We start from the raw sequence: 26,325 nt of genomic DNA on the forward strand, positions 1-26,325 counted from the left end.
GGGCGGCGGGGGTCAGCCGCGGGCGAAGACCGCGACGGTGCGCGGGGGCACCGTGAAGGTGCCCGAACCCCGGTCGTAGGCGGCGGACTTCACCACCGGGTCGGAGCCGTGCCGCTGCACCGGGTGGAGGACGTAGCGCTCACCGGCGAGCGGGGCGAGCTCCTGGTCCTGCCGCTCGGCGGTGGCGTTGAAGACGACCACCAGCCCGCCCAGCCGCATGGTGACCACGCCCGGTGTCTCCCCGGGGCCCGACAGCGGGAAGGACAGCTCCCGCTGGACCCGGCGGGCCGTTCCGAGGGAGAAGGCGTCCTCCGAGGTGCGGATGCGCAGCAGGTCCCGGTAGGCGGCCGAGGCGTGCGTGATCTGCGGGCAGCCGGCCTTCAGCGACGGGTCCGCCAGCAGCGGCCTGGCGTGCGGCCACTTGGCCTCGTTGTCCGCGGCCGGCGGAAGGCCGCGGCCGAAGCCGTTGCCGTCCCGGCAGTCCCAGTGGATCGCGTTGAACCAGTCGCCGCTGTCGTAGGAGTTGCGGTCCAGCGACTTGGAGCGGAGCAGGTCCGTCCCCGCCTGGGAGAGCGCGGGGCCCTGCGAGAGGGCCGCGGTGGCCATCGCGAGGACCTGCATCCTGGCCCGGTCCGCGGGCGGGGTGCCGGGCGGGAGCTTGTAGGCCAGGGCGTCGTAGAGCGTCTCGTTGTCGTGGGCGTCCGCGTAGGCCAGCGCCTCGCCGGGGGCGGCGGCGTACCCGGCCGGGGAGCCGTTGTAGTCGACCTCGGCGCCCGTCACCTCGCGGCCGGAGGTGTCCGTGAACCGGTAGGAGGCGAGGTTGCCGGACAGGCCGACCTTCAGCAGGTCCTGGTAGTGCAGCAGCCGGGCCTTCTGCTCGGCGGGAGTGCCGTTGGCCGGGGAGCCGTTGGGTTCGGTGTACAGGCCCGACGCGAAGCCCTGCACTCCGGGGTCCTCGTCGAAGGGGCCTCCGCCGCGTACCGCGTCGCGGGCCCGGTCGGAGAAGGTGGCGATGCCGGTGCCCGCCATGTTCTCCTGCGTGGCCTGGACGAAGCGGGCGTCGTCGGCGACCTCGCCGAAGTTCCAGCCCTCGCCGTACAGGACGACGGCCTTGCCGTCGACGCCGTCGCGGGCCGGGGTCAGCTCGTCCAGGGCGGCACGCACGGCGAGGATGTTCTCCTTGGGGTGGTGTCCCATCAGGTCGAAGCGGAAGCCGTCGACCTTGTACTCGCGCGCCCAGGTGACGACCGAGTCCACCACCAGCTTGCCCATCATGGCGTTCTCGGGCGCGGTGTTGGCGCAGCAGGTCGACGTGGCGACGGAGCCGTCGGCGAGCAGGCGCTGGTAGTAGCCGGGCACGATCCGGTCGAGGACGGACTTCCCGGACTGCCCGGCCGCCACGGTGTGGTTGTAGACCACGTCCATGACCGTGCGCAGGCCCTGCCCGTTGAGTGCCTGCACCATGCGGCGGAACTCGACGGTCCGGCGGGTGCCGTCCGGGTCGGTGGCGTAGGAGCCCTCGGGGACGGTGTAGTGCAGCGGGTCGTAGCCCCAGTTGTAGGCGTCCTTCGCCGCCGACTCGGCCACGCACGCCTGCTGCTCGGCGGAGTCGGGGGCGTAGACCGACAGCTCGCAGGCGGGCTCGCCGCGGTCCGCGGGCTTCTCGGGGATGGTGCCGATGTCGAAGGCGGGAAGCAGGTGGACGTAGGAGGTGCCGGCGTCGGCCAGGGCGCGCAGGTGCCTGGAGCCGGCGCTGTCGCGGTCGGTGAAGGCGAGGTAGGTCCCCCGGAGCCGGGGGTCGGCGGTGGAGTCGGCGACGGAGAAGTCGCGGATGTGCAGCTCCTGGATCTGCGCGTCGCGCAGCGGGACGGCGGCGGGTTTGCGCAGCCGGTCCCAGCCGGCGGGCGCCAGTGAGCGGTCGGCGAGGTCGACCACGATGCTCTTCTCGGAGTCGGCGGTCAGGGCCAGCGCATAGGGGTCGGTGACCGTGTTGGTGACGACCTTGGCGACGCTGGGCGCCCAGACCGTCACCCGGTAGCGGTAGCTCTGCCCCTTCCAGCCTCTGCCGCCTCTCACCGACCAGACCCCGCTGGCCTCGTCGCGCCGCATGGGCACGGTGCGGCCGCCGATCTCCAGCGCGACCCGCTGGGCGGTCGGCGCCCAGAGCCGGAGGGTGGGCCGTCCCCTGCGGTCGAAGACGGCGCCGAGTTCGGCCCGGGTGGCCTCGGCCGCGTACAGGTCGTCCAGGACGCCCGCGAGCTGCACGCCCGTGGCACCGAGGACCGCGCCCGCGGCGGTGTGGCGGGCGGCGACGACCTGCCCCCTGAGCGCCTCGCGGACCCGGTTGCGGTCGCGTGCGTCGACGGTGAAGGCGTTCTGCCCGGCGAGGTGCGGGAAGCGCTTCCGCTGGGCGTCGGTCAGCTGCCCGGGATGCAGCCGCAGGACGCGGTGCTCGCCGCTCAGGGTGCCGTCCTCGACGGAGATCCCCCCGTCGCGGGCGTACAGCAGGGAGGTGGCGGCCGCCGCGTCGCCGCCGTCCCACACGAGCGTGTCCCGGTCGATCCAGAGCGCGTAGGAGGTGCCGAGGTCCAGGGCCGCGCCGCCGCCCTTCGGCTGGGGCAGCAGGTACCTCTCCTGCCCGGCCAGCAGCCACACCTCGTGGCCGGTGGCGCCGAGGTCGAGGGACTGGTCGGCGGGCAGGTCCTTCTCGTCGCCCCGGTGCACGATGTAGGAGAGGGAGGTGGCGCCGGGGGCGAGGGGCACCTCGAAGACCGCGCCGTAGGCGTCGGTGCGGACCGGCCGCAGCGGCGCGGACCAGTCGGTGGGCTCGGCCGCGCCGGTCCAGGTGTGCAGGCCCCAGCCCTCGTAGTCGCCGTCGGGGCGGTGGTAGTGCAGGGTCGCGGTGCCGGTGTCCGGCGGCGGGTAGGCGCCTTCGGGGGCCTGCTCCAGGACCTCGGGGCTGCCCTGCTCGATCCAGACCTCGCCGGTGCGGGTCAGGTCGATGGCGCGGTCGGCATCGGTGTCCTTGACCCCGTCGCGGTTCACGGGGATGAAGCCGACGGAGGTGGCACCGGGCCTGAGCTTCACGTAGGCGAAGGCCCCGTAGGCGTCGCGGCCGGTGAACGGCTTGCCCGTCGGCCAGGGTGTGGACTCGCCCTCGGCGACGTCGCCCCAGGTGTACAGGTTCCAGTCCGCGTAGTCGCCGTCGGGGCGGTGGTAGTGGACGACAGCGTGGTCGCGCTCGACGGCGGTCGGCGGCCGGGGGACCTCGGGTGCGCCGCTGGTGGTCGCGGCGGTGGCGCTCGCGGTGCGTCCGGCGCTGTCCACGACGACGGCCTTGTAGCGCAGCGGCGTTCCGGCGGGGGCGTCGATCCGGTGGGTGACCCGGTAGGGAGCGTGGTCGGCCGAACCGAGCACCTTCCAGCGGCCGTTGCCGGTCTGCGCGGCGAAGACGACCCGGTCGGGCCGCCCCCCGGTGACGTCGGCGGTCAGCGCGACGGTGCCGGTGGCTCCGGCCTCCGGGGCCTCCAGGGTGAGGGAGGGCGGCTGTGCGGCGTGGGCGAGCGGACGGGCGGCCTTCAGCACCAGGGTGCCGAGGGCGGGGACGGTGACGCGCACCCGTCCGTCGGACCCGCTGGTGGCCCCGGTGCCGACGCCGTGGAGGGCACCGAAGGGCATGCCGGCGGAGCCCGTGGGGACCTCGACGGTACGCGGCTCGGTGGAGCTGTTCGCGGCGACCAGGTACTCGGTCCGGGTCCCGGCGTCGATACGGGAGAAGGCGTACACGGGGCCCTCGGCGAGGCGCTCCTGCTGTACGCCGTCGCGCAGGGCGGGGTGGCGGGCGGTCAGCCGGGACAGCTGCGCTATCTGGCGGTACAGCGGGTGGCCGGTGTCGTAGGCGTCCTCGGCGTGGGTGCGGTCGGTGCCGATCAGGTCGTCGTCGAGGTAGTCGGCGGTCCCGGACGCGAACAGCGGCTGGCGGGCGTCCTTGTCGCCGCCCGCTCCCGTGAAGCCCTGCTCGTCGCCCGCGTAGACGACCGGGTTGCCGCGGGTGAGGAACATCAGCTCGTTGGCGAGCCGGTAGCGGCGCAGCAGTTCGGCGTCGTCGGCGCGGGGGTTGTCCTGCTTCAGGAAGGTGCCGAACCGGCCCATGTCGTGGTTGCCGAGGAAGGGCACCGACTCGTAGGCGTTGGCCTTGTCGGTGGTGTAGCGGTAGTCCTGCGCGAAGAGCTCCGCCAGCCTCCGGGCCGGTGCGCCCTGTGAGGAGAAGGCGCGGGCGGCCTCCTGGAAGGGGAAGTCGAGGGTGGCGTCGAGGCGGCCCTCGGTGACGTAGGGGGCGGTGACGGCGGGGTCGGCGGAGTAGACCTCGCCGAACATGAAGAAGTCGTCACGACCGCGCCTGGCGGCGTAGGCGTCGAGCGCCGTCGCCCACTGGGTCCAGAACTCGGTGTTCACGTGCTTGACGGTGTCGACGCGGAAGCCGTCGATGTCGAAGTCGCGCACCCAGCGGCGGTAGATGCGCTCCATGCCCTCGACGACCTCGGGCCGCTCGGTCCACAGGTCGTCCAGTCCCGCGAAGTCGCCGTGCCCGGAGGACTCGCCCGCGAAGGTCGAGTCCCCCCGGTTGTGGTACATGGCCGGGTCGTTGAGCCAGGCGGGAACCTTCAGGTCGCGCTTGGCGGCGGGCACGACGGGGGTGCGCGGGAAGGAGTCCCGGTCCACGGCGGGGAAGCGGCGTGTCCCGTCGGCGTAGTCGGCGTCGTCGAAGGGGACACCGTCCTTCGTCAGATAGGGGAAGGCGCCCTTGGAGAGGTACCCGTAGGACTTCTCCTCGTAGTCCACGACGTCGGCGGTGTGGTTGGTGATGACGTCGAAGAAGACCTTCATGCCCTTGGCGTGGGCCTTGTCGATCAGCCGCTCCAGGTCCTCGTTGGTCCCGAAGTGGGGGTCGACCTGGGTGAAGTCGGTGATCCAGTAGCCGTGGTACCCGGCGGAGGCGTTCTTCCCCTCGCCCTGCACGGGCTGGTTCTTGAAGATCGGCGCCATCCACAGGGCCGTGGTGCCCAGGCCCTTGATGTAGTCCAGCCGCTCGGTGAGGCCCTTCAGGTCGCCGCCCTGGTAGAAGCCCTTGTCCTCGGGGTCGAAGCCGTGGTCCAGCCGGGTGCCGGTCAGGCCGCCGCGGTCGTTGCGCCTGTCGCCGTTGGCGAAACGGTCCGGCAGGACGAAGTAGAACTGCTCCCGGGTGAGGTCGTGGCGGGCCGGTTCGGCGGCCAGGGCCCTGTCCGAGGGTGGCCGGGGCGGCTTGGGCGCGGCGCTCGCGGGGACGGCGGACACGAGGGCCGCGACCGTCGCCGCCGCGAGGCCGCCGGCGATCAGGCGCCGCCGCTTCGGGGGTGAGGGTGTCAAGGCGGTGTACTCCTGGGTGAGGGCGGGGTGGGGAGGCGCGCCGGTGGGTCCGGCGCGGTTCCGCCCCGCGCCCGGCCGGGCGCGGGGCGGTGGGCCGCGGTGCGGCCGAGGGGGCGGGGGTCAGGGCCGCCAGAGGTCGTTCAGGGCGAGGGTGCCGGTGGCGGGGACGGTCGCGGTGCGGTTGGCGCCGCTCTCCCAGGTGACGTTCCCGGCCTGGTCCTTGCGGAGGTACTTGTAGGCGAAGGCGGTTCCGGCCGGGAGGCTCACCTCCCGCTTCCACACGGGGTAGTCGGCGGGGTCGAGCTTCAGCGCCGCGTCCGGGTTCCAGCCGCCGAGCTCGGCGCGGTCGCCGGTGACGTAGATGTTCTGGCCCCAGGTGGTGGTGGCGTTCACCGCGAAGGACGCGGCGGCGACGGGATCGGGGTCGGTGCCCCCGGAGCAGCTGCGGGCGCCCGCGTGCAGCGCCACGGCGGTGCCGGCGGCGAGGGTGGCCGTGAAGCGTCCCGAGCCGTCGACCGTGACGCTCCGCCCGCTCTGCACGTCGCAGTAGGCACCGGAGGGCAGCGAGGTCTGGAAGGTGCGGGTGAAGGCGGAGCCGTCGTGGTTGATCGCCACATAGGCCCGGTCGCCACGCCCGAAGGCGATCCGGTCGCCGCCGTCGTCCCACCAGTCGGTGACGCCCTGCCCGTGGGCGGTGTTGCGGAAGGCGACCATGGAGGAGATCTCGCGCCAGGCGTGCTGGCACGTCCAGCCGTCGCGGTGGCAGGCGTCCACCCGGCCTCCGTTCGGCGGGCCGGCGTCGTGGTCGGTGAACTCGTATCCGGAGTGCACGTCCGGTGAGCCGTAGGGCCAGGCCAGCATGAAGACATGGGCCAGGGTGTAAGCCGAGCCGTCCTTGTAGGTGAGGGTGTCGCCGCCCCGCTCGGTGTCGTGGTTGGCGACGAACACGGCGGACTTCGCGGAGTCCATGAAGCCCCAGGCGGTGCCGAAGTTCTTCAGGTAGGCGAGGTTCTCGTTGCGGAAGACCTGCTTCAGGGCCCGGGCGTAGCGGAACTCCTGGACGTCGCCGCTGCCCAGGTACTCGGACGGGGAGACGGCCTCGCCCTCGCCGTGGATGGCCTCGTGCTTCCAGTGGACCCCCGGGTCGGACAGCCGGGACTTGACGGCCGCGAGGTCGGCCGCGGCCATGTGCTTGGAGGCGTCGATGCGGAAGCCGTCCACCCCGAGCGAGCGCAGGTCGTCGAGGTAGGCCGCGATCCGGTCGCGGACGTACTCCTCGCCGGTGTCCAGGTCGGCGAGGCCGACCAGTTCGCACTCCTGGACGTTGAAGCGGTCCCGGTAGTCGACGACCTGGCTGGTGCAGTTGTCGAAGTCGGGTGCGGAGTAGATCCCCGGGTAGCCGTACTTGGTGTACGGGGAGCCCCCGGTGCCGGTGCCGTTGCCCGCCGCCATGTGGTTCACCACGGCGTCCGCGACGACCTTCACCCCGGCGGCGTGGCAGCTGTCGACCATCGCCGAGAAGGCGGCGCGGTCGCCGAGGCGCCCGGCGATCCGGTAGCTGACGGGCTGGTAGGAGGTCCACCACTGGCCGCCCTGGATGTGCTCCTGCGGGGGTGACACCTGCACGAAGCCGTAGCCCGCGGGCCCCAGCACATCGGTGCAGGCCCGGGCGACGGAGGGGAAGGTCCATTCGAACATCACCGCGGTGACGTCCTTCGCGCCGGGCGGGGCGGCCTCGGCGGGGGTGGGGGGAGCCGTGACGGCGGCGGCGGCCCCCACCATGACGGCGAGCGCTGCGGCCACGGTTCTTGCGGCCATTCTGTCCTCCTGCGGTCGGGGAGGTGCGGATGCGAGGGAAGCCTCGTACGGCAACGCGCCATGCCCGCAAGGCCACATGAGAGGTGTTGCGCAAGAAGTCTGAAACTTGTTGCGGACGTGACCGTACGACCCGGTAGCGACCCGGTCAAGCCTTCGAACCGGTCTCGGTCGGATGCTTCATGTCACCGCGCACACAGGGAAGTTCCGTCTTCGCAAACTCTTTCGCAAGTCATTGCGGTGGTGTTACTTTCAACGGCGACTCCGGTCCGGCCGGCCGGAGGACCCGGTCCGTACCGGGTCCCACGCGCCCGGCCGGCCGGGCCGGTCCACCGGCCCCTACCGCCCGGCGCAGCCCGCAGCCGCGCGATGGCCCGTTCGCCCTTCCGGCTGCCCGGCGCAGCTACGGGAAAGCCCCGCACACGCGCGAAAGCCCCGTGCCCGCCCGGTGACGGGCGGGCACGGGGCCCTTGAGGCGCGGATGCCGCCGGAGTCCGGCGCCCCCTCAGCGGCGCGGGGCCCCGGTGGAGCCGCGCACCACCAGCTCCGGCTGGAAGACGAACTCCGTGCGCTGGACCGGGTTCCCCTCGATCTCCTCGGTCAGCGCGCCGACCGCGGCCGTCGCCATGGCGTGCACCGGCTGCCGCACCGTGGTGAGCGGCGGGTTCGTGAAGGCGATCAGCGGCGAGTCGTCGAAGCCGATCACCGAGACGTCGCGGGGTACGTCGAGACCCCGTTCGTGCGCCGCCCTGATCGCCCCCAGGGCCATCATGTCGCTGCCGCAGAAGATGCCGGTGCACCCCTGGTCGAGCAGCAGCCCGGCGGCCGCCTGGCCGCCCTCGACGGAGAACAGCGTGCGCTGGACGAGGCTCCCCGCCTCCTGTTCGCCGACCCCCAGCAGGGACACCAGCGCCTCGACGAAGCCCTCGGCCTTGCGCTGGGAGGGCACGAAGCGGGTGGGTCCGATGGCCAGGCCGACGCGCTCGTGGCCCAGCTCCACCAGGTGGCGCACGGCCATCCACGCCGCGGCCCGGTCGTCGGGCGAGACGACGGGGGCGGGCACGGCCTCGTTGTAGCCGTTGATCAGGACGAACGGCACGCCCTCCTGGGCGAGCTTGAGGTAGCGGGACGGGTCCGCCGTGGTGTCCGAATGGAGTCCGCAGAGAAAGACGATCCCGGTGACCCCTCGCTGCTCCAGCTGCTCGACGAGTTCGTCCTCCGTGCAGCCGCCGGGTGACTGGGTGCACAGCACCGGCGTGTAGCCGTGTCCCGCCAGGGCCTGCTCGATGACCTGGGCGAACGCCGGGAAGATCGGGTTCGTCAGCTCGGGGGTGATGAGGCCGACGAGCCCGGCGCTGCGCTGGCGCAGCCGCACCGGGCGCTCGTATCCGAGCACGTCGAGCGCGGCGAGCACCCGGTGGCGTGTGGCCGCGGCCACGCCCGCCTTGCCGTTGAGGACCCGGCTGACGGTGGCCTCGCTGACCTGCGCCTGGAGCGCCAGGTCGGCGAGCCTCGGGGCGAGGACGCTGCCGCCCCGAGGCGGCACCACCGTCATACGGCCCACCAGACGGTGGTGTCGGCGGGCACCACGGCCTCGCCCCCCTCGACGGCGACGGTGTCGTTGGCGAGCAGCATCCGCCCGGGGGCGGGGACGCGGACCGGCTCCCCGGTGGTGTTGGCCAGGCACACGAACCCCTCGCGGGCGAAGGCCAGCACGCCCTCGGGGGCCTCCAGCCAGGTCACCGCGGAGCCTGCGCCCAGGCCCGGCTGGGCCCGGCGGACGGCCAGGGCGCTGCGGTAGAGCTCCAGGGTGGAGTGGGGGTCCCCGGTCTGGGCCTCCACGCTCAGGGCACCCCACTGCGCGGGCTGCGGCAGCCAGCTGCCGCCGCTGCCGAAGCCGTAGGAGGTCCCCTCGGAGGTCCACGGGATCGGGACCCGGCAGCCGTCGCGGTAGCCGTCCTGGCCGCTGGCGCGCCAGAAGGACGGGTCCTGGCGGACCTCGTCGGGCAGGTCGGTGACGTCCGGGAGGCCGAGTTCCTCGCCCTGGTAGAGGTACAGGGAGCCAGGAAGGGCGAGGGCCAGCAGGGTCGCGGCGCGGGCGCGGCGCAGGCCGAGTTCGCGGTCGCCCGGCTCGCGGAGCTGGGTGCCGAGGCCGGGCGGGTTGGCGAAGCGGGTGGCGTGGCGGGTCACGTCGTGGTTGGAGAGCACCCAGGTCGCGGGGGCTCCGACGGGGCGCATCGCGGCGAGGGACTGGTCGATGACGGCGCGCAGTTCGGCCGCGTCCCAGTGGGTGCCCAGGTACTGGAAGTTGAACGCCTGGTGCATCTCGTCGGGGCGGACGTAGTTGGCGGTGCGCTCCACCGTCGGCGTCCACGCCTCCGCGACCAGGATGCGCTCGTCGCCGTACTCGGACAGCACCCGGCGCCAGGAGCGGTAGACCTCGTGGACGCCGTCCTGGTCGAAGAAGGGCATGACGTCGTTGCCGAGCAGCTTCAGCTGGTCGTGCCGCCCGATGTCGGGGAGCCCGGGGGCCTTGACCAGGCCGTGGGCGACGTCGACCCGGAAGCCGTCGACCCCCATGTCCAGCCAGAAGCGCAGGATGGAGCGGAACTCGTCGTGGACGGCCGGGTGCTCCCAGTTGAAGTCGGGCTGCTCGGGGGCGAAGAGGTGCAGGTACCACTCGCCGTCCTCGACCCGGGTCCATGCCGGGCCGCCGAAGATGGACTCCCAGTCGTTCGGGGGCAGTGCGCCGTCGGGTCCCTTGCCGGGGCGGAAGTGGTAGCGCTCCCTGAGCGGGGAGCCGGGGCCCTCGCGCAGGGCGCGCTGGAACCACTCGTGCTGGTCGGAGGAGTGGTTGGGCACCAGGTCGACGATGATCCTCAGCCCGAGGGCGTGGCCCTCGCGGATGACGGCGTCGGCGTCCAGGAGACTGCCGAACATGGGGTCGATGGCGCGGTAGTCGGCGACGTCGTATCCGGCGTCGGCCTGGGGGGACGCGTAGAAGGGGCTCAGCCACACGGCGTCGACGCCGAGGTCGCGCAGGTACGGCAGCCGGCTGCGGATGCCCTCCAGATCGCCCATGCCGTCGCCGTTTCCGTCGGCGAAGCTGCGCGGGTAGACCTGGTAGATCACCGCGTCGCGCCACCAGCCCGTGTCCGTGCCGGAGGTGGGGGCGGCGGGGGCGGCAAGGTGCTGGGTCATGTCATCCCTGGAAGTCATGGGGTGGGTGCGGCGCCGGCCCGGGTACAGGCCGGGACCGGCGCCGCGGCTTCATAGGCGCGGGAGGTCGTCGTTGCGGCGGACGTCCCGGTTCGCGGGACGTCCGCTCACGGTCTAGCCCTTGACGGCGCCGGCCGACATGCCGGTCACCAGGTGCCGCTGGGCGAAGAGGAACACGATCATCGCCGGGATGGCGATGAGCACCGAGGCGGCGGTCATCGGCCCCCACTGGGCGCCGTACTGGTTGACGAACTTCTGGAGGCCGCCCGCGAGAGTCATGTTCTCGTCGCCGACCATGAAGGCGGAGGCGTAGGCGACCTCTCCCCAGGCGGTGATGAACGAGTAGAAGGCCGTCACGGCGATGCCCGGCTTGGCGAGCGGCAGGATGAGCCGCCAGAAGGTGCCGAACGGGGTGAGGCCGTCCACCTGGCCCGACTCGTCGATCTCCAGGGGAATGGTGTCGAAGAAGCCCTTCATCATCCAGGCGCAGAAGGGCACGGCGATGGTCAGGTAGGTGATGATCAGGCCGGCCGCGTGGTTGAGCAGGCCGATGGACGACATGATGTTGTAGATCGGCACGATGAGGACGGCGACCGGGAACATCTGCGTGATCAGCAGCGTCCACATCAGCCCCCGCTTGCCCGGGAAGCGGAAGCGGCTGACGGCGTATCCGGTGGTGGCGGCGATGACCACGCCGAGGAGCGTGGTCAGGCCCGCGACGACCAGCGAGTTCCCGAACCAGGTGAGGAACGGGGTGTCGCTGAGCAGCCCGGTGTAGTTCTCGAGGGTCGCCTCCTTGACGAAGTCCGTGGTGGTCGCGTACTTCGCCGGCTTGAGCGAGGTGAGCAGCACCCACACGACGGGGAACACGGCGACCGCGGAGGCCAGCAGCAGGCCTCCGTGCAGGCCGAGCGAGGCGAGCGGGGTGCGCCGCCCGCGGCGGGGGGTGTCGACTGCGGTGGTCACCAGACTTCTCCCTGCTTGCGAAGGGCCCGCCGGTAGGCTGCGGCGACGAGCATCAGGAGCACCAGGATCAGCACGCCCCACGTGGAGGACTGGGCGAAGTCCCGCGGGCTGATCTCGAAGGAGAACCGGTACGCCTGGGTCACGAGGATCTGCGTCGCCTCGCCGGGGCCGCCCCGGGTGAGGAGGAAGATCACCGGGAACATGTTGAAGGTCCAGATGGTGCTGAGCAGCACGACCGTGGTGCTGACCGAGCGGAGACCGGGGAGGGTGATGTTGCGGAACCGCTGCCAGGCGTTGGCCCCGTCCATCTCGGCCGCCTCGTAGAGCTCGCCGGGGATGGACTGCAGGCCGCCGAGGAGCGCGACCATCATGAACGGGACGCCCAGCCAGACGTTGACGGTGATGACGGCGAGCTTCGCCCAGGTCGGGTCGTTGAGCCAGGGCACCGCGTCGATGCCGGCGCCGCCGAGGATCTGGTTGAGCAGGCCGCGGCGCTCGTCGTAGAGGAAGCGCCAGGCGAAGACCGAGACGAACCCGGGCACGGCCCACGGCAGGATGATCATCATCCGGTACAGCGAGCGGCCGGCGATGCGGCGGTTGAGCATGTTCGCCAGGACGAGTCCCAGCACGAAGGTGACGCCCACACAGCAGACCGTCCACACCACGGTCCAGCCGAGGGTGTCGAAGAACTGGCTGCTGGACAGGGCCGCCGCGTAGTTGTCCAGTCCCACGAACTCGTAGGTCGCGGGGATCTCGTTGACGCCGATGGTCCGGGCGACGTTGCGCTCGGTGGCGTCGGTGAGCGACAGGTAGACGCCCCGCAGCAGGGGGTATCCGATGATCACGGCGATCACGATCGTCACCGGGGCGACCATCGCCCACGCGTACCAGTGCGTGGAGAGGGAGCGGCGGAGCTTCCCCGCGGGCCTGCCAGCACGGCGGCTCCGGCCGCGGGCGCTCTCGCCCGCGGCCTTCGCCACCGTCTGGCTGCTGGTGTCCACAGCCATCAGCCGGTCAACCTTCCTCGGTTACTTCCAGTCCTTGAGGAGCTTGCGGTACTCCTCGGCGGTCGCCTTGGCGCCGTTCTCCGGCGTGGTCTGGCCCGTCAGGACCTTGGTGTACTCGGTCTGGAGCGGGGCGAAGAGGGAGCCGGTCTCGGGGATCCAGGGGCGCTCGACCGCCTTGTCGACGACCGGGCGGAAGAAGCCGACGATCTCGTTGGAGGCGACGCCGGGCTGGGAGTAGACCGAGTTGCGGGTGGGGAGCAGGCTGAGCTCCTTGGCGACCTTGGCCTGGGTCTCGGCGGAGGTCATGTACTCGGTGAAGGCGTAGGAGGCCTCCAGGTTCCCGGAGCCCGCGTAGACGGCCAGGTTGTGGCCTCCCTGCGGGGCGCCCTGACCGGCGGAGCCGGCCGGGACGGGGGCGATGCCGAGGTTGGACCTGTCGGCGAACTCGGCGCCGGCGTAGGTGTCCGTCACGGCCCAGGGGCCGTTGATCATCATGGCGACCTTGCCGTCCTTGAAGGACGCCTGCATGTTGTCCCAGCCGTTGGTGGCGTCGGTGATCGCGGCCTTGGAGTCCACCAGGTCCTTGACGACCTTCATCGCCTTGACGCCGGCCCCGCCGTCGACGGTGACCTGCTTCTTCTCCGCGTCGACCAGGTCGCCGCCCTCGCCGTAGAGGAAGGAGAGGAACCAGTAGGCGTCGTCACCGCGGAGGTAGAGGCCGGTCTTGCCGGTCTTGTCCTTGATGGCGGCGGCGACGGTCTTCAGCTCGTCGATGGTCGTGGGGACCTCGACGCCGGCCTCCTTGAAGATCTTCTTGTTGTAGAAGACGCCCATGGAGTCGATGACCTGCGGCACCGCGTAGGTCTTGCCGTCGTACCTGGTGGACGCCGCGGCCTGCGGAAGGAAGTCCTTCTCGTCCTTCAGCGCGGAGGTGCCGTCGAGCGGGGCGAGGTAGCCCAGGTCGGCGAACTCGGGGGTCCAGGCGACCTCCGAGCGGATCACGTCCGGGGCGCCGGAACCCGCCTGGGCGGCGTTCTTGAACTTGTTCTGCGCCTCACCGAACGGGACGTTGACGTAGTTGACCTTCACCTCGGGGTGGAGCTTGGTGAAGTCCTCGGCGATCTTCTTGAAGACCTTGTCCTCGCTGCCGACCGTGGAGGTGTCCCACCAGGTGACGGTGCCGCTGAGCTCGCCGCCCGCGCTCTTGCCGCCGCTCTCGCCGCCGTTGTCCCCACCGCACGCCGTCGCCGACACGGCCAGTGCCGCGACCAGAGCGGTGGCCGCTATGCCACGCCGCATGTGAACTCCTTCAGTGAAGCCCGGAAGGGCGGAGGCTCAGACCTGGCCTCCCGCCGACCGCTTCCTCGCGGTGCCGGGTTGCCAGGAACGTAACAGGGCTGAAAACCATCGGAAAGACCTTGCGGCAACTTTCTGCAAGCCGGGGGGATCGTTACATCCGCGTGTCTGGAGAGTTGCCGTTCACTCGCTTGACACGGCGGCGGAACCAGGGTGCCCGGCCCCGCAAGACTTCGGCAAGACCTCCGCAAGACTTTGCAGCGCTGTGACGAGCCTCTCGCCGGGTGCGGACGAACGCACCGATCACACACCTGGTGGGCAATTCACCCACCGCCCGGTACAGTCCCCTTCCATGACCGCGCGGCTCGCCGACATCGCAGCCCAGGCGGGGGTCAGTGAAGCCACAGTCAGCCGCGTGCTCAACGGCAAGCCCGGCGTGGCCGCGGCCACCCGCGAGTCCGTTCTCGCCGCACTCGACGTGCTCGGCTACGAGCGGCCCGTCCGGCTGCGCCGCAGCAGCGCCGGACTGGTCGGGCTGATAACCCCCGAGCTGGACAACCCCATCTTCCCCGCGCTCGCGCAGGTCATCGGCCAGGCGCTGACCCGCCAGGGGTACACCCCCGTCCTGGCGACGCAGACTCCCGGCGGCTCCACCGAGGACGAGCTGACCGAGATGCTGGTCGATCGCGGTGTCGCCGGGATCATCTTCGTCTCCGGACTGCACGCGGACACCACCGCCGACACCGGGCGCTACGACCGGCTGCGCGCCCAGGGGGTGCCACACGTCCTCGTCAACGGCTTCTCCCCGGCGGTGCAGGCGCCGTTCGTCTCCCCCGACGACAGGGCGGCCATGCACCTGGCGGTGGGGCACCTGGCCTCGCTCGGGCACTCCCGGATCGGGCTGGCCGTCGGGCCGCGGCGCTTCGTGCCGGTGCTGCGGAAGATCGAGGGCTTCGAGCGGGCGATGGCGGAGCACGTCGGGCTGACCGGGGAGGAGGCGCAGGCGCTGGTCCAGCACTCCCTCTACACCCTGGAGGGCGGCCAGGCGGCCGCCGCCGCACTCATCGCCCGGGGCTGCACGGCGGTGGTGTGCGCGAGCGACATGATGGCGCTGGGCGCCGTGCGGGCGGCACGGCAGCAGGGACTGCGGGTTCCGGAGGACGTGTCGGTGGTCGGCTTCGACGACTCGCCGCTCATAGCCTTCACCGATCCCCCGCTGACGACGGTCCGGCAGCCCGTGCAGGCCATGGGGCAGGCCGCGGTGCGCGCCCTGCTGGAGGAGATAGGGGGCACGCCCGCCCCGCACAGCGAGTTCGTCTTCATGCCGGAGCTGGTCGTGCGGGGGTCCACGGCTTCGGCCCCCGTGGGCCGGGCCTGAGCGGTCCCCTCCCTCCCCGGCGGGGTGCGTTGCCGCCGCGGCAACGGCCGCGCGGTCGCCGGTCCCGCCCGGGACCGGAGGCTGCGGTCCGCCGCGATCCTTCCTCTCGGACGGCGGCCGGAGGCCCGAGGGGTCTCCACGGCGGCGTGGCGGCTCCAGGAACGCATCCCTCCGGGCGGCGCCGGGCAGCGGGCCCGCCCGCGCTCTCCGCGCCCGGGTGTGCCGCCCGGCCCAGCCGGAGAGCGCGGCGGACAGGGTACGGGCCGGGGGCTGCCGCTCGGATGGATCGGGGCGGACCGGGACGTCCGCCGAGGTCCGGGCCGGAGCCCGTCAGCCGGGCGGCGCGGCCGGTGCCGGGCGGGAGCGGAGGAACCGCCGGCCGATCCCCTCCCGCCCGGCAAGCCCGGTCATCCGGCGGCGAGCAGCCGCGCCAGCGCGGAGGCCGTCGACGGATGGCGGGCCGCCAGGGCCGCCCCTCCGCCCTGCGGCGTGGTCCAGCCTCCGTCACAGCCCAGCAGTGCCGCCAGGGCGTCGCACGCGGCGGGGTGCTCGGCCAGCAGAGCGGCCCCGGCGGCGCCCCGCGCCGGCCGTTCCGCACGAGGCTCCTGCTCGGCACGCCACGGCGGAGTCCAGGCGTCCAGTGCCTCCAGGCGCCCGGGGAAGATCCTGCCGGCCTCGCGTATCAGCAGCGGTGCGAGTTCGGCGCCACCGCCCTTGAGCGTGGTGATGAGCGTCGGCAGCCACGGCAGCAGGACCGGGTCGGGCAGCCTCCCGAACGCGTTCGACACCACCTCCACCACGAGGTCCGTCAGCGCCGGTACGGGCTCCAGGGCGTGGACGAAACCGCTGAGGTAGCGGGGGAAGGCGGGCACGACCAGCGGGTTGCCGAGCATGTCGTCGCAGCGGGTGCGCAGTTCCTCGCGGGAGACCGTCCCCAGCTGGACCTGGGCGGCCCACAGCAGGGCCGTCCTGGACGGCTCGTCGGGGTGCGACTGCGCCACCGCCAGCTCCAGCTGGGAGCGGTCGCAGCCGAGCGAGAGCGCCAGGGACTCCATCCCGAACAGGAAGCCGAGCATCGCGGCCACCTGCCGGACGGTGGCGTCCTCGTCGGTGAAGGCGGTGGGCAGCAGGGTGCAGTAGTGGGCGTAGCCGGTCCTGACGAAGGACTCGATCCACGAGGGCAGCCCGTGTTCCGCGGTGCGGTAGTAGGCCAGCAGCCGACGCACCCGGCGCAGCACCTCCGGTGCCCCGTCGACGCTGCGCTCCGCGGCCAGCACCTCCAGGGCGCGGGTGCCCAGCTCGTCGGCGAGGCGCCGGCTGCCCAGGTACAGCACCGCGTCCTCGACCGCGCCCAGGACCTCGGCCGCGGTGGCGCGGGGTCCGTAGGCGGTGCGCCGCAGCCGCTGCTCCAGGACCTGCTCGATACTGACGCCCTCGTACCCCAGCTCGATCAGGGCCCGCTGGTGGGTGCCCAGAGCCAGGTCCCAGGACTCCTGGAGGGATCGTTCGCCGAGTCCGCGCTCACCCATGATCGGACGGGCCGCCCCCGGCGGCAGCAGGCGGCGCAGCATCCACAGCGCGTCGGAGCAGGGCCGGAGCTCCGGACTGCCCACCAGGTCCAGCAGTGCCCGTTTCACTCCGCGCTGCTCGATCTTCAGGCCGAGCGGGGCGAGGCGGTCGTACACGTCGCGGGCGAGCGGGGGCAGGGCGTCGTAGCCGACCCGGCCGATCCGGTCGCCCCCCATCATGATCTCCACGAGGCGGGCGACGTCCCGCCGACCGGGGACACCGTCCTTCTCGATGCAGGTCACCGCGGCGTCCTGGAAGTCGTACGGGGTGGGCTTGGCCCGGTCCCGCATCCCGGCCAGGAGGATGGAGGTCTCGAAGACGGCGATGGCGTCCGCGGTGGAGGCGAGGTAGCCGTTGCGGCGGGCCGCCCGGACGATGTCCACCGACCAGCCCAGCAGTTCGGCCTCGTCCAGTGTGTCGATCACCGGCGGTCTGCGCAGGAATCCCGAGAGACGGTCCTCGAAGGGTGCCGGCGGGGCGGGAACCGGTACGGCGGCACCCTTCCCGGCCCGAGACCCCGCCGCGCCCGCCTGCCCCGCCAGCCGGTAGGGCCTGACACGGGTGCGCTTGAGGTTCTTGGCCCACTGCGTCGCCGCGATGGAGACCGATCCGGAGGCGAGACCGAACTGGGACTCGATGGCCACGTGGCTGGAGGGGATGAGCCCGTGCTGCCAGGTGGTCCCGCTCGGCGGCGCGATCCGGTAGGTGTCCGAGCCGGCCACCCCGAACTCCTCCACGCGGCTGGCCGCGTGGAAGGCGCCGCAGACGTAGAGGCAGTCGGCCGGGTCGATGGACCCGGCGGCCAGGTGGCGGCGCATCCGCGTCCACATGTACCGCTCGCGGTCCTCGTCGACCCGGACCCGGTCGCCGTCGCCCGGTGCGAGCCGGCGGAACAGGCTGCCGACGAGGAACATCACCTGGCGGTAGGTGTCGTGGTCGCCGTCGCCGAGCGGCACCTCCACGTACTGGTGCCACCACTCCGACCAGTGGCGCACCTTGCCGTGCCGCAGCAGGTGCTCCTCCAGTTCGGCGAAGCGGGGCCGCAGGTCGCCGATCTCGATGCCGACGGCCTCGCCGTGCAGCGCCGCACCGTCCTCCGCCGGGCGCCCCTCCTCCGCCTCCTCGTCGGCCGTCCGCTGCTCACGGGGCTCCTCGGGCTGCTGCCCTCGGGCGTCCCACTGGAAGACGTGGTCCGAGGAGCGGTCCACCAGGACGAGTTCGACACCGGGGGTGTCCAGGGCGTAGGCGATGGCCTGGTACTCGGCGGATGCCTCGGTGATCGGGGCGACGACCGACAGCGGGGCCCACTCGGCCGGGAAGCCGTCGATCTCGCTGGCGAAGGCCTGGACCGCCACCGGGAGGCGGCAGTTGCGCAGCTCGCTCAGCAGGGGCGCCATGTCCTCGCACAGCTCCAGGTACACGACCTTGGGCTGCTTCTCGCGCAGGCGGCGGGCCATGGCCGTGGCGGAGGCGGGCGAGTGGTGGCAGACCGGGAAGATCTCCAGCGGTTCGTTCAGCGCGCGGTCGACGTCGTCGACCATCCCGAGGAGGATGCCCTCCAGGGCGTCCTGTCCCCCGGCGAATACCTCGGCGGCCTGGTGCAGTTGCTCCCGGAGCGCGCCGAACGGGGTCGGGTCCTGGGCGCTCACGACAGCGTGGCGATCGCGTCGCGGCCGCCCTCCAGGAACTCCGGCCAGGAGCCCCCCTTCTCCTTGCTGCGCGGCTCGACCACACCGTGCAGGTACTTGTTCAGGATGGCCAGGTCCTCCGGCTCCCGGCGGGTGAGCGAGCCGACGAGGGAGGCGGCGAGAGTACGCGCGGTCAGGGTGCGCTCGCCGAAGAAGGTGCTGTGCAGCACGGCGTCCTCCAGAACGCCGATCTGCTCGGCCGTGGAGAGCGCGGACTCCAGCTTCTCGTCGTCGCTCCCCGCCGCGGCGGAGGTGGCACGCAGGTCGGCGAAGCTCTGGAGCAGGACGTCCAGCAGGGTGGGCGGAACGTCCAGGTCGATCGCGTGGCGGCGCAGCAGCTCCTCGGTGCGGAAGCGGACGATCTCCGCCTCGCTCCTCTTGTTGGTGACGACCGGGATGCGGACGAAGTTGAAGCGGCGCTTGAGCGCGGAGGAGAGGTCGTTGACGCCGCGGTCGCGGCTGTTGGCGGTGGCGATCACCGAGAACCCGGGCTTGGCGAAGACGATGTTGTCCCCTCCGCCGTCGCTCTCCAGCTCCGGGACGGAGATGTACTTCTCGGAGAGTATGGAGATGAGTGCGTCCTGGACGTCGCTGGTGGAGCGGGTGAGCTCCTCGAAGCGGCCGATGGACCCGCCCTCCATCGCGGTCATGATCGGCGAGGGGATCATCGACTCCCGGGACTGGCCCTTGGCGATGACCATCGACACGTTCCACGAGTACTTGATGTGGTCCTCGGTGGTGCCGGCCGTGCCCTGGACGACGAGGGTGGAGTTCCGGCAGATGGCCGCGGACAGCAGCTCGGCCAGCCAGCTCTTGCCGGTACCGGGGTCGCCGATCAGCAGCAGTCCGCGGTCGGAGGCGAGGGTGACGATGGAGCGCTCGACGAAGCTGCGGTCGCCGAACCACTTCTGGGCGATCTCCCGGTCGAGGCCGTCGGAGCGCTCGGAGCCGAGGACGAACAGACGGACCATCTTCGGGGACAGCCGCCAGGAGAAGGGCTTGGGGCCGTCGTCGATCGACTCCAGCCAGTCGAGCTCCTCGGCGTACTTGATCTCGGCGGGAGCGCGCAGCAGGTCGGACATGGAAGGGCCTTTCGGGTGGGTGCGTGGGCGGGGCGCGGTGGGCGGGGCCCGTTTCGGGCCGGACCGCCGCAAGGGCGGCCCCTCAGGTGAGGAAGGTCTTGAGTTCGTGGACGAGCTTGTCGATGTGGCCGGAGATCACCGGTGTGCCGAGGGCCTTGAACCGCTCCCGGAACCAGGGGTTGACCTCCTGGCGCCCGGAGCTGGTCACGGAACCGACGGGAATGAACTTCGCGCCGGAGCGGTGGACCGCCTCGATGCCCTCGAACAGCGGCTGGGACCGGTCGAACTCGTAGAAGTCCGAGATCCAGACCATGACGGTGTTCTTCGGTTCGGCGATCTTCGGCCGGGCCATGGCCATGGCCACCGGGCCGTCGTTGCCGCCGCCCAGTTTGGTGCGCAGCAGCACGTCGAAGGGGTCGTTCACCCAGGGGGTGAGGTCGATGGCCCGGGTGTCGTAGGCGATCAGGTGGACGTCCACCTTGGGCAGGCCCGCGAAGATCGAGGCGAGGATGGTGCAGTTGACCATGGAGTCGACCATGGAACCGGACTGGTCCACCACAACAATCAGCCGCTGCGGCGTCGTCCTGCGGACGGTGTGCCGGTAGTAGAGACGGTCGACGTAGAGGCGCTCCTCCTCCGGGCTCCAGTTGGTGAGGTTCTTCCAGATGGTGCGGTCGAGGTCGAGGTTGCGGAAGACGCGCTTGGGCGGGACCGAGCGGTCCAGCTCGCCCGCCGTGGCCTTCTCCACCTGGGTGCGCAGGACCTCGGCCACCTCGTCCACATAGCGGCGGATGAGGGACTTGGCGTTGGCGAGGGCGACCCCGGAGAGGTTGCCCTTGTCCCGGAGCAGCTGCTCGATCAGGGACATGCTGGGCGTCAGGCGCGCGGCCAGCCGCGGGTCGGCCAGGACCTCCCGCAGGTGCATGCGGCCCACCAGGTCGGCTTCGATGGACCCCAGCTCGCCTCCGAGGCCGCCTTCCCTGCCCGCACCCGCGGCCCGGTCGGCCCGTAGGGCACCCGGGCGGCAGCCGAGGGCCCTCTCCAGCCAGCCCGCGTCCGACTGCCAGCGCGCCAGCCGGTCGGCGGTGACGGTGCCCGAGCCGGTGGCGAACACGTTCAGCAGGACCTTGGAGGCGAGGGCCGCCCTGCGGACCTCTGCGGCCCGGTCGCGGTCGCCGTCCGGCTCGGCCTCGGGCGTCATCAGTCCGTCGAAGGCGTCGGCCAGCTCCGGATGCCGCTGGACGACCGAGTCGACGGAGGTGCCGGGGTCGAGCAGAGCGGGCGGCAGGCCGATGTCCTCGACGACGGCGAGACTGGCGGACTCCAGCGTCTGGTGCTCCTCCGGGTCGAAGAGCCGGGACAGCAGGCGCCAGTAGAGGACCTGGCGCCGGTTGTCGTGCGGGTCCGGTGTGCTCGGCGCCCCGTCGGGACGGGGGCCGGTGTGCTCCGTGGAGTGCTCCGTCATTTGCGCAGCAGCCTTCCGGCTCGTTCCCTCAGACCGGCGACGGCGTCCGTGGCGGCCTTCTCGGCCCGCGTTCCCGCCTTGTCCGCGGTGCCCCCCGCCCATGCTCCGGCGTGGACGGCGACGGCCTTCTTGCGGACCACCGTCTCCGCTGCGAGAGGCTGGACGGTGAAGCGCCCGGCGTCCCACCGGAGGAGCCCGATGCAGGCACGGGACCGGGCGACCGACTCGGCGGTCAGCGGTCCGGCGGCGGGAAGGCGGTCCACGTCGACGGCCAGGCGGTGTCCGGCGAGTTCGAGCTCGGTCGGGCCCCCCTCCTCCGCGCGGACCGCGTACCCCTCCAGCAGGATCGGGACGGCGATGCGGACCGGGTGCCGGTCGAGCGGAGCGGTCGCCGCCGCGGTCGAGGTGGGCAGTACCACCCGGGCGGTGGCGAAGGGGTCGGCCTCGTCCGCGGGGCGGGCGTGTGCCTCGTCCCACAGCAGGTCGCCCTCGTCGGTGAGGGGCATGGCGTCGAGCTCCATCGCCCGTCCCTCCCCCGCGGCGGCGAGAAGGGACAGATGCGGCCGGAGCAGTTGCCACAGGCCCGCGCCGACCACCGTGTCGGGCTTGGGCGCGGATGCGGCGGCGCGGACCAGGCGGGGCGCGCCGCCGTCCGACGGTTCGAACACGGCGTGGACCTGGGCCTGGACGGCGGTGGCGTGCTCCTGGAGGTCGACTCCCAGCGGCAGCAGGCGCCCGGTGGCCGGCGTCGTCGCGGGAGCGGGGGCCGCACCGGGCAGCGTCAGCAGCAGGGACCGCATCCACAGGTCGGCCCAGCGGCGCTCCGGGACACGCTCCAGCGTCGCGCCGGGGCAGGACGCGGCCAGTTCGGCGGCGAAACCGTCGAGCAGGGCGGCCTGGCGGCGCAGCAGGGTGTCGGGCAGCATCGCGGAGACGACCGGCGCCGCCCCGGCGGCGAGGTCGTGGTCGAGGCCCCGCCAGCCGCTGCGGGCCAGGTCGCACAGCCAGCTGCGCGCCGCGGCCGACAGGGTGGACGCGGGCTCCGGAGAGGGCTCCTGCCGATCCGGTGCCCCTGCGGGCTTGGGGCGGCCGGTGGCTTCGTCGACGCGGGTGGCGAGTGCGTCGTGGACGGAGCCGAGCAGCGCGGCACGGGCGGCGGCCAGGGCGAGGAAGTGCTCCTCGCCGGCGGCTCCGGCAGCCGCCTTGCCGGCCGCCTCGGCGACCCGGGCGGCCAGCGGGGTGCCGGCGACGGCCTCGGCGAGCCGGTCGAGCCCCTCGGCCTGGGCGGGACGGGGCCGCAGCAGACCGTCGGTGAGCACCGCGTCGAAGGCGTCCACGGCGGCGAGCGCCTCGTCGAGGCCCTCGATCGGTTCGCCGAGCAGGTCGGTGCGCATCAGGCAGCCGCCCTCGTCGTCGGGAACCACTGCATCTCGGGCAGCGGCGCGGTGGTCGGGGGCAGTTCGAGGTAGGCCAGGTGGCGCAGGAAACGGCTGAAGACGGGTGCCGCCGCCGAGGTGTCGCCCTGGGCGGGACGTGTCTGGGTCATGGTCCCGAGGAGGGTGGCGGCGTCGGGCTCCTGGGCCGTCTCGACCTTCAGGTACCGGGCGACGCGCTCGGCCCCGTACTGGAGGACCGCCTCGGTGACCAGGGCGCGGAGGTGGTTGCAGAAGGTGCCCCGGGCACCGCCGCACGGGCGGTTGTTGTTGGTGCTGCAGGCGAAGGCGTACGTCCCGGCGGAGATCGACGAGACGTAGACGCGGCCTATGTCCGAGCCGCTGGAGACGACTCCCTGCAACCGGCCGTCGGCCAGTTCGACGAACGGCACCTTGGCCAGCTTCCGCGGCCGCGCAGGCGCCACCACCCGTGCCGTACTCGACTTCTCCCAGACCGACAACACGTCAACTCCCATACGTAGGGCAAAGAAGGGGGTGTTCCAGCCACCCCGGCGGAACACGAACGAAGGTATCCCCGGCCACTGACAACGGACCTCGCCCGTCCACAGCACCGGTACGACAATCGTTCGGGGATGCCGCCGGGGCAGCCCTGAGCGGCAGCGCGCCCCCCTCCTGCGCGCGGCCCCCGCCACCGGCGGGCCCCGGGCCAAAAGCTCCCGGCCGGACGGATCGCCCGGGACCGGTGCCGGGCGGGCAGGCCCCGCGGGAGACGACCGCCCGGTGGCCTCCGGCCACGAGGACCGGGCGCCCTCCGGAGGCCGCCGTTCCCGAGGAGCAGCAAGCGCCGGTGGGGACCCGGCAGAAGCGGTTCGGGGGAGGCCGGGTGTCCGGGGCCGCCGCCGGCGCACGAGGGGGCCACGGACGACACGGCCTCGGTCTCCCGCTTCCTCCGCGACGGCTTCGTGAAGGCGGAGGGCGCCGTCGCGCCCCCGCGTGGCCGCGGACTGCGCGGTGCTGCCGTGGAGTGCGACGGGCTGCGACCCGGACGACCCGGCGACCTGGACACGGCCCGCGCACCGGGTGGGCAGCATGGCACGGGGACCCTTCGCCCCGGCGCCCAACTCCCCCTTCCCGCATCGCGCGTACGAGCTGCGCGTCGGTGCGGGCCGCCGGGAGCCGGGCTACTCGCCGGGCACCGTCCCGCTGCGCTTCGCGCACGAGGAGGAGCCGCACGGCACGGGCCGGCACATCGAGGGAGCTGCCTGCCGGAGGGCGACAGCGGGCACTTCACCCATCTGCGCTCCCGGGGCCGGGCCCTGACGACGCTGTTCCCGTTCAGCGAGGCCGGCGAGGAGGACGCCCCGAGGAGGATCCGGGTCGGCTCGCATCTCGACGCGCCCAGGGTGCTGGAGGAGTACGGGGAGGGCGGGGCGGGCGTCCTGGTCCCCGGGGGACGTCCTCCCGTGCCGTCCGTGCCTCGTCCACGCGGCGCGGCCGCACCACGGGGCGCGGCCGCGTCTCACGGCCCAGCCGCCGCTGGTGCCCGCCGTGCCGTTCGACCGGGACCGGGCCGGGCCGCCGCCCACTCCCCCGTGGAGGTCGCGATCCGCCGGGGCCCGGCCGGGACGCTCCGGCCACCGGCTCTCGCTGAGCAGCGCGCGCGTCCTCCGCCGTGGTCCGCTCGGCGCCGACCGCGCGCGTTCCGCTCCCCCGCCACGCCGCGTACGGATTCCGTACGCGGAAGGGACGCGAGCCGTACGGTCGATGACATAGGGTGCGGTGGGAGGTACGGCATGTCCGAGTTGTTCGATGCGGTCGACGCGCTGGTCGCGTCCCGCTCTCCGCTGCCTCCGCCCGAGGAGCGCAAGCGGCTGCGTACCGCGCACGGTCTGACGCTGGAAGAAGTCGCCGCGGCGTTGAAGGTGCGCCGGGCCACGGTGTCGGGCTGGGAGTCCGCGAGGAAGCCGACCGAGCCGCGCGGGCCGGAGCGCGAGGCGTACGCGCGGCTGCTGAAGCAGCTCGCGGAGCTGTACCCGGCCGCGCCGGAGGAGGTGGCCCCCGCCCCGGACCTGCGCGTGCCGACCGCGGCCACGGGCGCCGCCCACGGGCAGGCACCTGCTCCGCGGGGACCTGAGGCACCCGGCCCGGAGGCGGCAGGCGCCCCCGAAGGTTCCCGGAGCAGCACTGCTCAGGAGGCTGCGCCGCGTCCGGGGCACACCACCGGGACGACGTCGCCGGCGTCGCGCCGTCCGGGCGCGAAGAGGGCGGCCCCGGCCGGTACCCCGGCGGGCGGCACGGATCCGCGGTTCGAGAACGGGCCGCTGGCGGTCGTCGACGTCGAGGACGGGAAGGCGCTGGCGTACTGCGCCGGCGGGCTGGTCCTGGACGTGCCCGCCAAGTCCCTGCCGTCCCTGGTGGAGTGGACGCTGAAGGAGGCGAGGCTCGGTCAGCCGAGGCTGTCCCGGCCGGGCAGGGACGCCGATCCGCTGCTCGTGCTCACCGGTGCCGCGCTGGAGCGCTACGGCCTGCCCACGACGCTCACGGAGGAGGAGCGGCTCGCCGGGCGCCTGCCCGAGGGCCACCCGGCCGTCAAGCAGCTGACCCGTGCCCAGTGGAGGCTGACGCGGCGCGGGCTGGGGCCGTGGGCGCGGATCTACCGCCCCGCACAAGGGTCGGAGCGGGCCTGCGTGCAGCTGTGCATCCCGGCCTGGCAGGCGCTGGACACCCGGCACTGGGGTTCCGCGGCCGAGCTGCCGCCCGCGGAACTCGCCCGCGTCCTGGGCGTGTACGCCTCCCGGGTGATGACGCCGCGCGGCTCGACGGCCGTGACCGGCCTGGAGCTGATGACCGCGCTGCACCCGCCGACCCGCGCATCCGAGCCGGACGCCGACGGCAGGCGGCACTCCGAGCACAACCCCGGCTCGCTGGGCAAGGATCCGATCGACCCGGTGAACTGGCCGCCGTGCGAGGTGCCCGACGGCCACCCCGTCCTCAAGAGCCTGCCCCGCTTCCACGTCCGCGGCCCGGCGGAGAAGCTGTTCGAGGAGGCGTACGACTGGGCGCGGCCGATGACCGACGCGGAGTGCACCCTGCGCCACCTGGTCGGCATCGACGTCAACATGGCCTTCGCCGCGGGCGCGAACGGGCTGAGCGTCGGCCTCGGGGAGGCGACGCACGTCCGGAACCCGGTGTTCGACCCGAAGCTCCCCGGCTCCTGGCTGGTCGACCTCTCCCACGTCGACCTGTCGAGGGTGCGGGCCGGCAAGGAGTGGGTGGAGCTGGACGGCTCGCTGCTGCCCTCCCCGTTCACACCGAAGGGCGAGCGCCCGGAAGGACCGGCCTGGTACGCCACGCCCACCGTCGCCTACGCGGCGGAGCTCGGCTACGACGTCGCGCCGCTGGAGGCGTACGTCCGGTACGAGAACGGCCGCTACCTGGACGGCTGGTACCAGCGGCTGCGCGACGCCTACCTCACCACGATGGCCGACCTCGGCGTCGGCGCGGACCTCACCCCGGCGGACTTCCTGACGGCGATGGACGGCTACAAGGACCGCGACCCGGAACTCGCGATCGTCACCACGGCCGTCAAGGCCACGGTGAAAGGCGGCCTCGGCAAGCTGCGCGAACGGCCCCGCGGCGAGGGCTGGCGGCCCGGTGAGCCGTGGCGCGCCCTCGCCCGCCCGACGTGGCGGCCCGACATCCGCGCGGCGGTCATCTCCCGCACCCGGATCAACCTGCACCGCAAGATCGTCAAGCACGCGGCGTTCACCGGCCAGTACCCGGTCGCGGTCCTCTCCGACTGCGTCGTCTACGCCGCCAACGGCACCAGCCCGCTGGACTTCCTGCCCTACCGCGAGGGCAGGCCCCTCCCGGGTGGGTTCAAGCTCGGCGTCAACCCCGGCCTGGTCAAGCACGAGGGAAGCCAGAGCGTGCTGTGGGGCGAGGAAGTCCGCGACCGGTTCGACGCGCCGGAACTCAACCTCGCCCGGTACATCAAGGACGGCACCGTCACCGACGCCGACAGCGGAGAGTAGGGGAAG

Annotated in this window: 14 protein-coding genes and 1 pseudogene; 3 read left to right on the forward strand and 12 right to left on the reverse strand. The window is 72.8% G+C overall.

All coding sequences use genetic code 11. The annotated features are described in order from the left end of the window. Positions 1-12 precede the first annotated feature (12 nt). From pulA to NPS70_RS02160, 7 genes are all read right to left on the reverse strand, one after another. The gene (gene pulA / locus NPS70_RS02130) at positions 13-5,406 is read right to left on the reverse strand and encodes a pullulanase-type alpha-1,6-glucosidase (protein WP_256522010.1); all 5,394 of its coding nucleotides are present in this window, start codon (positions 5,404-5,406) and stop codon (positions 13-15) included. A gap of 120 nt (positions 5,407-5,526) precedes the next feature. Next, positions 5,527-7,224 carry a carbohydrate-binding module family 20 domain-containing protein gene (locus NPS70_RS02135; protein ID WP_256522011.1) on the reverse strand — a complete coding sequence of 566 codons (1,698 nt, stop codon included), beginning with the start codon at positions 7,222-7,224 and terminating at the stop codon, positions 5,527-5,529. A 502-nt stretch (positions 7,225-7,726) separates the two neighbouring features. Next, positions 7,727-8,776: a LacI family DNA-binding transcriptional regulator gene (locus tag NPS70_RS02140; protein WP_256522012.1), complete on the reverse strand. Its 1,050-nt coding sequence runs from the start codon at positions 8,774-8,776 to the stop codon at positions 7,727-7,729. Next, entirely contained in the window at positions 8,773-10,422 is a 1,650-nt protein-coding gene (locus tag NPS70_RS02145; RefSeq protein ID WP_256522017.1) for a glycoside hydrolase family 13 protein, read from the reverse strand. The genes NPS70_RS02140 and NPS70_RS02145 overlap by 4 nt, the downstream gene beginning before the upstream one ends. A 132-nt stretch (positions 10,423-10,554) precedes the next feature. Next, positions 10,555-11,406, reverse strand: a complete 852-nt coding sequence (locus NPS70_RS02150) for a carbohydrate ABC transporter permease (RefSeq protein WP_256522018.1) — start codon at positions 11,404-11,406, stop codon at positions 10,555-10,557. Then, positions 11,403-12,413 carry a carbohydrate ABC transporter permease gene (locus NPS70_RS02155; protein WP_256522019.1) on the reverse strand — a complete coding sequence of 337 codons (1,011 nt, stop codon included), beginning with the start codon at positions 12,411-12,413 and terminating at the stop codon, positions 11,403-11,405. The genes NPS70_RS02150 and NPS70_RS02155 overlap by 4 nt, the downstream gene beginning before the upstream one ends. Positions 12,414-12,434: 21 nt before the next feature. Next, the gene (locus NPS70_RS02160) at positions 12,435-13,712 is read right to left on the reverse strand and encodes an extracellular solute-binding protein (RefSeq protein ID WP_256522020.1); all 1,278 of its coding nucleotides are present in this window, start codon (positions 13,710-13,712) and stop codon (positions 12,435-12,437) included. 349 nt (positions 13,713-14,061) lie between these two features. Here NPS70_RS02160 and NPS70_RS02165 point away from each other — a divergent pair, with 349 nt between their 5' ends. Then, positions 14,062-15,087, forward strand: coding sequence for a LacI family DNA-binding transcriptional regulator (locus NPS70_RS02165; protein ID WP_256522021.1), 1,026 nt, complete (start codon positions 14,062-14,064; stop codon positions 15,085-15,087). Between the two features lie 407 nt (positions 15,088-15,494). On the opposite strand, the gene NPS70_RS02170 is transcribed toward NPS70_RS02165, so the two are convergent. The 5 genes from NPS70_RS02170 to NPS70_RS02190 all read right to left on the reverse strand — a co-directional run bounded on the left by NPS70_RS02170 (position 15,495) and on the right by NPS70_RS02190 (position 22,800). Then, the gene (locus NPS70_RS02170) at positions 15,495-18,305 is read right to left on the reverse strand and encodes a DUF5682 family protein (RefSeq protein ID WP_256522022.1); all 2,811 of its coding nucleotides are present in this window, start codon (positions 18,303-18,305) and stop codon (positions 15,495-15,497) included. Further along, positions 18,302-19,426: an AAA family ATPase gene (locus tag NPS70_RS02175; RefSeq protein WP_256522023.1), complete on the reverse strand. Its 1,125-nt coding sequence runs from the start codon at positions 19,424-19,426 to the stop codon at positions 18,302-18,304. Before NPS70_RS02175 ends, NPS70_RS02170 begins: the two co-directional genes overlap by 4 nt. 82 nt (positions 19,427-19,508) lie before the next feature. Then, on the reverse strand, positions 19,509-20,891 hold the full coding sequence (locus NPS70_RS02180; protein ID WP_256522024.1) for a VWA domain-containing protein: 1,383 nt from the start codon (positions 20,889-20,891) through the stop codon (positions 19,509-19,511). After that, positions 20,888-22,315 (reverse strand): hypothetical protein, encoded by a 1,428-nt coding sequence (locus tag NPS70_RS02185; protein ID WP_256522025.1) that lies wholly within the window; start codon positions 22,313-22,315, stop codon positions 20,888-20,890. Before NPS70_RS02185 ends, NPS70_RS02180 begins: the two co-directional genes overlap by 4 nt. Beyond that, a complete protein-coding gene (locus tag NPS70_RS02190; protein WP_256522027.1) occupies positions 22,285-22,800 on the reverse strand; it encodes a hypothetical protein in 516 nt (171 codons plus the stop codon). The genes NPS70_RS02185 and NPS70_RS02190 overlap by 31 nt, the downstream gene beginning before the upstream one ends. A gap of 447 nt (positions 22,801-23,247) precedes the next feature. On the opposite strand from NPS70_RS02190, the pseudogene NPS70_RS02195 reads away from it, so the two are divergent. Both NPS70_RS02195 and NPS70_RS02200 read left to right on the forward strand, forming a co-directional pair. Beyond that, positions 23,248-23,901 (forward strand): annotated as a pseudogene (locus tag NPS70_RS02195) (phytanoyl-CoA dioxygenase); the annotation flags it as partial. A 177-nt stretch (positions 23,902-24,078) separates the two neighbouring features. Next, the gene (locus tag NPS70_RS02200) at positions 24,079-26,319 is read left to right on the forward strand and encodes a helix-turn-helix domain-containing protein (protein WP_256522218.1); all 2,241 of its coding nucleotides are present in this window, start codon (positions 24,079-24,081) and stop codon (positions 26,317-26,319) included. Positions 26,320-26,325 lie beyond the last annotated feature (6 nt).

Origin of the sequence: Streptomyces sp. C10-9-1 (assembly GCF_024497955.1) — a bacterium.
GTDB lineage: Bacteria > Actinomycetota > Actinomycetes > Streptomycetales > Streptomycetaceae > Streptomyces > Streptomyces sanyensis.